Consider the following 6,222-nt stretch of genomic DNA (forward strand, 5'->3'; position numbering starts at 1 on the left):
GCGGGCCGCGCGCTGGGCGGAGGTGATGGCGGTCATGAGGCGGTCGGCGAGTTCCACGGGTCTCCTAGCTGGGACGGCAGGCCGAGGGCGCGGACGCTGAGCGCGTCGAGGGTGTCGAGGAGGCGTTCGGTGCCGGGCGGGTCGTCGCTCTGGACGAGCCACAGGTACAGGGAGTGGTCGACCATCGCGCCGAGGGCGCGGGCGGCCATCTCCGCGTCCAGGTCGGACGGGACGAGCCCCTCGCGCTGCCAGCGCGCGATCGCCCGTGCGGACCGTCCCACCTGGGTGGCCCGGTGCTTGCGCCGCAGCCGCTGGAACTCCTCGTTGAAGGTCGCGACCTGCTCGATGATCGCCATCATCTTCGCGTTGCGCCGGTACGCCTCGTAGTAGGCGCGGTTGGCGCGGCGGATGCGGGCGGCGGGGGACGGGCCGGCGGACGGGACGAGGTCCTGCCGCGTCATCTCCTCGAACAGCCGGTCGGCGACCTCCAGGAACACCGCCTCCTTGGACGGGAAGTAGGTGTAGAAGGACCCGTACGCGACGCCCGCGTGCCGGGTGATGTGCGCGACGCGGGTCTCCGGGAAGCCGCGCTCCTCGAACACCTCGCGCGCCGCGGCCACGAGGCGCTCCCTGGTCCGCGCGCCGCGCTCGGTGAGCGGCGGGCCGCCGGGGTCGTCGCGGCTCGGCATCGCCGTGGTTCCTCTCGCCGGGGTTGACAGCCCGATGTTCGCGGGAACAGTATCCGAGCATCGAGCAAGTTGATATGACTGTCAAGTCAACTTCTGGGCGCACCGCCGCCCTGTTCGAGGAGGTCCCATGAACACCGAGTTCGAACTCGGCGGCATCAACCATCTGGCGCTGGTGTCGTCCGACATGAAGCGCACCATCGACTTCTACTCCGGCGTTCTCGGAATGCCGCTCATCAAGACGCTCGACCTGCCGGGCGGAATGGGCCAGCACTTCTTCTTCGACTGCGGCGGCGGCGACTGCGTGGCGTTCTTCTGGTTCCCGGACGCGCCCGACGGCGTCCCCGGGGTCTCCGCGCCGGCGGGCCGTCCCGAGCAGGGCGAACTGCTCAGCGCGGTCGGGTCGATGAACCATGTGGCGTTCCACGTCCCCGTCGACAAGTTCGAGGACTACCGGCGGCGACTGAAGGAGAAGGGCGTCACCGTCAGCCCGATCCTGAACCACGACGACAGTCCGGCCGGTGTTTCTCGCGACGTCCACGACGGCGTCTTCGTCCGGTCGTTCTATTTCCAGGACCCGGACGGGATTCTTCTCGAATTCGCCTGCTGGACGCGGACGTTCGACGAGTCCGACGTCTCCCACGAACCCAAGACCGGCGCCGACCGGAACACCCGGAAGGAAAAGCATGCCGCGACTGCGTGAGGTTCCGCGCGCCGAAGTCACCGACGAGCGCATCCTCTTCTTCTACGACCACCTGTTCGCCCCCGACCGCGACCCGGCCGTCGACCACGGCACCGCGACCGGATCGCCCGGCGACTGGTGGACGGTGTTCGCCCAGTCCCCGGACGTGTTCCGGCACGCGGTCCGCGGCTTCGCCCTGTACCGGAACGCCGACCTCGACCCCGTCCTGCGCGAGCTGGGCCAGTGCCGGGCGGGTTGGGCGCGCGGCAGCCAGTTCGTCTTCTCCCAGCACTGCAAGCAGATGCGGGCGCTCGGCATGCCCGAGGAGAAGATCGAGTCGATCCCGCACTGGCAGACCGCCGACTGCTACTCGCCCCTCGAACGCGCCGTCCTCGCCTACACCGACTGCCTCGTCCTGGACGGCGGCCGGACGCCCGACGCCGTCTTCGACGTCCTGAAGAAGCACCTCCCCGACAAGGAGATCCTCCAGCTCACCTACATCACCTGCATGTACGACATGCACGCGACGATGTCGCGGGCGCTGCGGCTGGAGTTCGACGACCGTCCCGAGCCGGTCGTCGAGGTCGCCGCGCCGGAGGGCTACGGCAATCGCGACATCTCCGCCGACCTGACCGGCGCGGGCTGATGCTGTTCCCCGTGCCGGACCGCGTCCGGGACGTCCGCGACGCAGTCCACGCCTTCATGACCGAACGCGTCGAGCCGGCGGAGCCCGCGCTCAACGCCGGCGACCGCGACCTGCTCCTCCAACTGCGGCATGAAGCCAAGGCCGAGGGGCTGTGGGCCCTCGGCCACCCCGCCGAGCTGGGCGGCGGTGGCATGCCGTTCCTCGACTACGTGTACGTGAACGAGGTCCAGGGGCGCAGCGAGTGGGGCCAGCTCGTCCTCGGCACGTTCACCCTCCAGGACTCGCTGATGCTCCACAAGTACGCGAGCCCCCAATGGCGTGAGCGATACCTCGCCCCCCTGGTCGCGGGTGAAATCTCTCCGAGCTTCGCGATGACCGAGCCCGACCACGCCGGCTCCGACCCCACCCAGTTGCAGACCAGGGCCGTCCTGGACGGCGACCACTGGGTCATCAGCGGCCGCAAGTGGTTCACCACGGGCGCCGCCCAGGCCGCCTACACCACGGTCATGTGCCGCACCGAACCCGAGGGGACGCCCCCGCACCTGTCCTTCAGCATGATCGTCGTGCCGACGGACACGCCGGGGTACCGGATCGTCCGGGAGACGCCCGTCCTCGGCCTGAACGGCGGCCACTACGAGGTCGCCTACGACGACGTCCGCGTCCCGGCCGGGAACCTGCTCGGCCCGCGCGGGCACGGCTTCGTCATCGCCCAGGAGCGCCTCGGCCCCGGCCGCATCTTCCACTGCATGCGCTGGCTCGGCCAGGCCCAGCGCGCCTTCGAGCTGATGTGCGACCGCCTCGGCACCCGCGTCGCGTTCGGCGAGCCGCTCGCGGCGAAGCAGCTCATGCAGCAGCACGTCTTCGACTCCTACACCGAGATTCAGGCGTCCCGCCTGCTCACCCTTCAGGCCGCCGAGCAGATCGACGCGGGCGGCCAAGCCCGCATCGAGATCGGCGCGATCAAGGTCGTCGGGGCCCGCATGCTGCACAACGTCGTCGACCGCGCCGTCCAGGTGCACGGCGCCGCCGGCCTCACCGACGACACCCCGCTCTCCCGCATGTACCGGCACGCCCGCGAGGCCCGCGTCTACGACGGCCCCGACGAGGTCCACATCCAGAGCACCGCCAAGCGGATCCTCCGAGCCCACACCACCTGACGCCCGGACCTACGACCTGCCGCCGGCCCCCGGCGGCAGGTCGAGGATCATCGCGTCGAAGTGCGGTGAGTCGGGGAACGGCCGCAACTTGCCGATCTTCCGCCACCCCCATCGCCCATAAGCACGCTGAGCCGAGCCGTTGTCCTCCCGCACCAGCAGCGTCGCCCGCTCCTCGGCCCGGCCGCCCAGAAGGGCGTCGTGCAGGGCGTGCGCCACACCTTTCCCTTGCCATTCGGGGACGACCATCAACTCGTTCAGCGCGAACGTCCGAGACCCCGTCTCCTCGGTGAACCCGTCCGGAACCGGCGTGGTCAGCCCGTTCCACCAGCGCGCGGACGGCGGCAGCGCATACCCGAACGCCTGCCCCACCGGCTCCTCGCCGAGGCGGGCGATCACGATCTCGAACCCGGGCGCCTTCGCGTATCCGGAGAACCGATCCGCGAACCGCTCCGCCGAATAGAACGGCCGGTCGATCACCTCCCGATGCGACGCCACGTACACCGGCACGATCACACTCTGGAGGATCCCTTCCGCACTCGCGGGGTCGTGGCGGCTGAACGTCAGATCCGAAATCATCGATCTCCTGTCGTTGTGGACGCGACCAGCCCCCGAACCTGCCGGACTTCGGGAGCGGCGGCCTGGTCCGGATGGGCGAGCCGAAGCGACGTCAGAGCACTGCCTCGCACGAGCCCGTCAGCGCGCTGCTCGACCGGCATGTTCTCCAGAACACGCGTCATGTGGCGTGTGCCTTCGGCGGTGTCCCCGGCACGGATCATGACCCCGGCACGGTGCATCTCGACCTGCCCGCGAGCCTGCCAGTTCCGGGCGGGATACAGGGCGAGCACGGTGTCCTGCGCTTCGGTCGCCGGACCGACGTTCCCGGCGCAGGTGTGGACGAAGCTCGCGACGAAGAGGAGACGGCCGTGGGGCCAGCCCCACTGGTTGCCGCGAAGACCGGTAACGGCGTCGGGCAACTGGTCGAAGGAACGTCGAAGGTCGTCGAACGCCGCCGCGGCCTCCGCATGACGACCGAGTTCGGCCAGTGCCTGGGCGCGTGCGGCGTGCCCAGAGACCACGCCCGCGCAAGGGGTGCCGTGCCCGACCGCTAGGGCCTCCTCCGCCTGTTCGACGATCGACTGGCGCGGCGTGTCGCCGTACAGCGCGAAGACCGCGGCGCGGCCGCGGACGAGCGCAGCGGCCCGATGGTCGCCGGTCTGGTCGGCGGCACGCGCGGCGGTCCGCCACCAGCGCCGCGCAACTCGTCCCTCGCCCATGTTCGTCAGATTGATCGCCATCAGCGCCGCCAGGTGCGCGGCCACATGGATCACCCGGGTCCGTGCCGTACCGCGCGCGGACGGCAGTAGTCGGGTCAGCTCGGCGAAGTCGGTGGACAGCTCCGGGTGCACGACCGCGGTGGGAACCCAGCCGACCTCGCAGGCATAGTCATGGGCGATGCGTTCCCAAGCGTCCGCGTCGCGGTCGCCGGTGTCGGCGGAAACGGCGGCTTCGAATGCTTCGCGGAGCGGGTCGGTGTCACGGGCGAGGGCGCTCGCGGTGGCGGCCGTGGCCACGAGGCCAAGAAGGGTACGACGGTCCACGTCCTCATTGTCGATGCTCCCGGCCGCAGCGCCAAAGAGGTCATTGACGGAGGTTCCGAACGCGGTGGCGTAAGCGGACGCCCAGTCGCGGGGGAAATGTTCTCCCTGCTCATAGCCACGAATCTGCCGGGCCAGGGACTCAACCTGTGTTCGGTTCGGCCGCAGTTCGACCGCTCGGTACAGGGCCCGCGCCATGGCCGGTTTCGTCCAATTCCGTGCATCTCGTTCTGCTCTTAACCGCACCGCCCACGGCGGCGGTTCCTCGTCGGGCATCGCGCGCATCCCCCGCTTTGACCGGACAGGCGGACTCTCCGGCGGTCCACCTCACTGTCCGCCATTATCCGGCTACCGAAAGTAGAAGACCTGCCTTTTACTGTCCGTGATCGAACTGGCACATCTCAACTGGAGCAAACCCGTGCAAGACGCATGCCACCTCGCCACGGGCCGGGGCGAGAACACACCCGACGATGGATACGGAGCCATGCTGCGCGACGCTTACGAGGCGAGTCCACGACGCGGCACGCACATACAGGTGATCGAGCGCGACGATGGGTTCGTAAGCGTCGAGGACGCCTACCGGTACTTCACCCGTCCGGACGAGTGGCTCGCCTGTGAACGGCAGGCCGTCGCCGCTGCCGAGGGCCGGGTGCTCGACATCGGGTGCGCGGCCGGGCGGCACATGCTCGCCATGACCGGCGACCGCGAGGTGGTCGGCATCGACCCTTCGCCTGGCGCCGTCGCCGTCGCTCGCGCGCAGGGCCTCGACGTCCGGATCGGCACCGTCACCGATCCCGGTGACATCGGCACGTTCGACACGCTGATGATGCTCGGCGGCAATCTCGGGTTGCTGGGCAGCCGTGACCGGGCACCTGCCGTGCTCGACAGCATGGCCCGCCTCAGCCGCCCGGCCGCCCGCCTGCTCGCGATCGGTCACGACCCCTACACCTCCGCCGGTCCGGAGCATCGCGCCTACCACGACCGCAACAGGGAGCGGGGGCGGCTGCCCGGCCAGGTGCTCATGCGAGTTCGGTACAGGGGGTGGACGTCCGATTGGTTCGAGCGGCTGATGCTAAACCCCGACGAGTTGGTCGAGCTGATCCATGGGTCCGGGTGGGCCCTGAACGATGTCACTTAGTGCGTGTTTGAGAAGGATCTTGTTATAGGTATTCGAGGGGGCGCCGGCGTTGACGGACGGCGGGCTGCCCGCCGCGGGCCATGCGGCGGGTCATGAGGCCGATGGCGGCCCAGCGGATCATGGCTTCGCTGGTGGCGGGGTCGCGTTCGTAGTCGCGGGCCAGCCGCCGGTGCGCGGTCAACCACGCCAGAGTCCGCTCTACCGCCCACCGTCTGGGCAGTACGGCGAACCCTTTCTGATCAGCGGGTTTGCGGACGATGTCGATGGTGGTGCGGAGGGTCTGGGCGGACCAGCCGACCAGCCGTCCGGCGAAACCGG

General features: G+C 69.7%; 8 protein-coding genes. 4 read left to right on the forward strand and 4 right to left on the reverse strand.

Annotated features, from left to right (window positions below):
- Positions 1 to 32: 32 nt before the first annotated feature.
- Positions 33 to 689, reverse strand: coding sequence for a TetR/AcrR family transcriptional regulator (locus BM339_RS46845; RefSeq protein ID WP_021596684.1), 657 nt, complete (start codon positions 687 to 689; stop codon positions 33 to 35).
- A gap of 127 nt (positions 690 to 816) precedes the next feature.
- Between BM339_RS46845 and BM339_RS46850 the strand changes: the two genes are divergently transcribed.
- From BM339_RS46850 to BM339_RS46860, 3 genes are read left to right on the forward strand one after another with little or no spacing between them, the layout of a single operon-like run.
- Entirely contained in the window at positions 817 to 1,389 is a 573-nt protein-coding gene (locus tag BM339_RS46850; RefSeq protein WP_075025050.1) for a VOC family protein, read from the forward strand.
- Positions 1,373 to 2,014, forward strand: a complete 642-nt coding sequence (locus BM339_RS46855; RefSeq protein WP_021596682.1) for a carboxymuconolactone decarboxylase family protein — start codon at positions 1,373 to 1,375, stop codon at positions 2,012 to 2,014. The genes BM339_RS46850 and BM339_RS46855 overlap by 17 nt, the downstream gene beginning before the upstream one ends.
- 11 nt (positions 2,015 to 2,025) lie before the next feature.
- The gene (locus BM339_RS46860) at positions 2,026 to 3,171 is read left to right on the forward strand and encodes an acyl-CoA dehydrogenase family protein (protein ID WP_235206499.1); all 1,146 of its coding nucleotides are present in this window, start codon (positions 2,026 to 2,028) and stop codon (positions 3,169 to 3,171) included.
- Between the two features lie 9 nt (positions 3,172 to 3,180).
- Here BM339_RS46860 and BM339_RS46865 read toward each other — a convergent pair whose 3' ends face one another.
- Positions 3,181 to 3,747 (reverse strand): GNAT family N-acetyltransferase, encoded by a 567-nt coding sequence (locus BM339_RS46865; RefSeq protein ID WP_075025051.1) that lies wholly within the window; start codon positions 3,745 to 3,747, stop codon positions 3,181 to 3,183.
- Positions 3,744 to 5,042 carry a hypothetical protein gene (locus BM339_RS46870; protein WP_143118892.1) on the reverse strand — a complete coding sequence of 433 codons (1,299 nt, stop codon included), beginning with the start codon at positions 5,040 to 5,042 and terminating at the stop codon, positions 3,744 to 3,746. The genes BM339_RS46865 and BM339_RS46870 overlap by 4 nt, the downstream gene beginning before the upstream one ends.
- 106 nt (positions 5,043 to 5,148) lie before the next feature.
- Between BM339_RS46870 and BM339_RS46875 the strand changes: the two genes are divergently transcribed.
- Complete coding sequence (locus tag BM339_RS46875) at positions 5,149 to 5,904, forward strand: class I SAM-dependent methyltransferase (protein ID WP_143118893.1); 756 nt, start codon at positions 5,149 to 5,151, stop codon at positions 5,902 to 5,904.
- A 22-nt stretch (positions 5,905 to 5,926) separates the two neighbouring features.
- Here BM339_RS46875 and BM339_RS52925 read toward each other — a convergent pair.
- Positions 5,927 to 6,222: transposase (locus tag BM339_RS52925; protein ID WP_143118894.1), on the reverse strand; the 296-nt coding region annotated here is incomplete at its 5' end.

Source organism: Actinomadura madurae (assembly GCF_900115095.1).
GTDB lineage: Bacteria > Actinomycetota > Actinomycetes > Streptosporangiales > Streptosporangiaceae > Spirillospora > Spirillospora madurae.